The following is a 2,136-nucleotide window of genomic DNA, read 5'->3' as shown; positions in this document are numbered from 1 at the left end:
GTTCGGGTGGCCGGCCTCGATGCCGGGCGCCGCCGTTTTCGGGGTGGCGGACCGGTCTTCGGAGGGGTTATTCGATTGACCGCCGGCTGCTTTCCGTCACAGTGACGCAATCCGTACATACCTTCGAAAGAAGGCAGCGGCCTTCCGCCGCACGGCCCGGTATGGTCTGGGGTAACCGCCGACGCGGGGTAACGACGTCCCCCCTCCGCGAGGAGTCCCCACGTGCTGATCACCCACGACACCGAGTGCGCGCTGAACACGCTCGTCGAGCTGCTCAACACCGCGCCCGAGGTCTGCGGCACCGAGCTGCTGCCGGACGTGGCCGCGCTCGACGCCTTCGTGGTCCACCAGGGGATCAGCGAGATCGACTCCCTCACCGAGGGCGACCTGCGCAGTGTGCAGGACCTGCGGTCGCGGCTGCGCGAGGTGTTCGGGACGGAGTCCACCGCGGCGGCGTCCGAGCTGGTCAACTCGATCGTCGCGGCCGCCGGCACGACGCCCCGGCTGACCAATCACGACCACCACGGGTGGCACATCCACTACTTCGCCCCGCACGCCGCGCTCGGCGACCTCTTGGCCGCCGAGCTGGGCATGGCGCTGGCGTTCATCTTCATGGCGGGCGAGAGCGAGCGGCTGCGCCGCTGCGAGGCGCCGGACTGCGCGCGCGTCTTCGTGGACCTCTCGCGCAACCGCTCCCGCCGCTACTGCGACAGCCGCACCTGCGGGAACCGGCTGCACGTCGCCGCCTACCGGGCGCGGCAGCGCTCGGCCGAGGCCGTGCCCTCCGCCTGAGGCCGCGGCCGCGGCCGCACGCCCCCGCGGTCGGTCAGATGCCGCGCTTGCGGAGGATCTCCTCGATGTCCGAGAAGTCGCCGAGGCCGTCGTCCTGCTTCTTCGCCGCGGCCTTCTTCGGCGCGGCTTTGGGCTGTGCCGCCTCGACCGCGGACCGCTCCGGCGTCCGGGCCGCCGCCGGGCGGGCCTCCGGCGCCTCGACCGCGCCGCGGCGGCTCACGAACCGCGTGGTGAGCAGCAGGGCGACGGAGATGCCGAGCAGCAGGATGCCGGTCCAGACGCGGGGGTCGAAGACCAGTTTGGTGGCCCACGTGCCGACCTCGTCGGCGATCGTGCGGGCGACCGGGAACAGGCCGGTCAGGTAGAGGCCCGCGGGCAGCAGGGCGACGGCGAACCAGCGGGTCGCGGAGAGGAAGCGGCGCCGGTAGGCGCGCAGGCCCGCGACGGCGACGCCGGCCGCCGTGAGTGCGAAGCTGACGGCCGCGCTCAGCACGGTGGCGTCCGGTCGGATCGGGTCGTCCTGGTCATGGGTGCCTCCTGTCGCCGGGCCCTCGGGCGCACCGCCGGGCGGCGCGGGGGCCCACTAGTGGAACACTGGGGGGATGATCGATGGTTCCCTTCCCCGTCTCGAGTTCTGGTGCGACCTCCAGTGCCCGGATTGCCGTACCGCCCTGGACGACGTACGGGCGCTTCGTGCCCAGTACGGTGACGCGCTGACGGTGGAGGTGAGGCACTTCCCGCTGGAGAAGCACAAGTACGCCTACGCGGCCGCCGAGGCGGCCGAGGAGGCCTTCGCGCAGGGGTTGGGGTGGCCGTTCGTGGAGGCGCTGCTGGCCCGCGTCGAGGAGCTGGACGCGAAGGGGCAGCAGGTGCTGCTGGACGTCGCGCGCGAGGTCGGGGTGGACGCCGACGAGGTCGACACGGCGCTGATCGACGGGCGGCACATGCTGACCGTGGACGCCGACCAGGCCGAGGGCAAGGCGATCGGGGTGGAGGGCACGCCGACGTACGTGATCGCGGGGAAGCGGCTGGACGGCGGGCAGAGCCAGGACGGCCTGCGCGAGCGGATCGTCGCCATCATCGAGGAGAAGAAGGCCTCCTGACGCATCGTCGGGTTACAGAGGCTTGCCGTAGAGGCGGTTGGTGACCCGGTAGCCGAGCGAGGCGTAGAGCCGGATGGCGACCTCGTTGACGGTGAAGACGTTCAGGCCGAGGGTGCGGACACCGGCGGCCAGGCACTCGCGTTCGGCGAGCAGCATCAGCGTCCGGCCGTGGGGGGGGGGGCCCGGGGGGGGGGGGGGCGCCCCCGCCCCCCCCGCCCCCCCCCGCGCGCCGGGGGGGCGG

The 2,136-nt window shown here is 73.1% G+C and carries 4 protein-coding genes; 2 read left to right on the top strand and 2 right to left on the bottom strand.

Going from position 1 to position 2,136, the window contains the following annotated elements; all coding sequences use genetic code 11:
* Positions 1–222: 222 nt before the first annotated feature.
* Positions 223–792, top strand: a complete 570-nt coding sequence (locus tag ACFV4G_RS24075; protein WP_380443645.1) for a CGNR zinc finger domain-containing protein — start codon at positions 223–225, stop codon at positions 790–792.
* A 34-nt stretch (positions 793–826) separates the two neighbouring features.
* Here ACFV4G_RS24075 and ACFV4G_RS24070 read toward each other — a convergent pair whose 3' ends face one another.
* Positions 827–1,285 (bottom strand): hypothetical protein, encoded by a 459-nt coding sequence (locus ACFV4G_RS24070; protein ID WP_380443643.1) that lies wholly within the window; start codon positions 1,283–1,285, stop codon positions 827–829.
* Between the two features lie 109 nt (positions 1,286–1,394).
* Here ACFV4G_RS24070 and ACFV4G_RS24065 point away from each other — a divergent pair, with 109 nt between their 5' ends.
* Complete coding sequence (locus ACFV4G_RS24065; protein ID WP_380443641.1) at positions 1,395–1,895, top strand: DsbA family protein; 501 nt, start codon at positions 1,395–1,397, stop codon at positions 1,893–1,895.
* Positions 1,896–1,907: 12 nt separating this feature from the next.
* Here the strand turns inward: ACFV4G_RS24065 and ACFV4G_RS24060 are convergent.
* Positions 1,908–2,136: GNAT family N-acetyltransferase (locus ACFV4G_RS24060; RefSeq protein WP_380443639.1), on the bottom strand; the 229-nt coding region annotated here is incomplete at its 5' end.

Source organism: Kitasatospora sp. NPDC059747, assembly GCF_042732955.1.
Taxonomy (GTDB): domain Bacteria; phylum Actinomycetota; class Actinomycetes; order Streptomycetales; family Streptomycetaceae; genus Kitasatospora.
The sequence above is the reverse complement of the archived record's forward strand: the minus strand, read 5'-3'. Positions and strand labels throughout refer to the sequence as shown.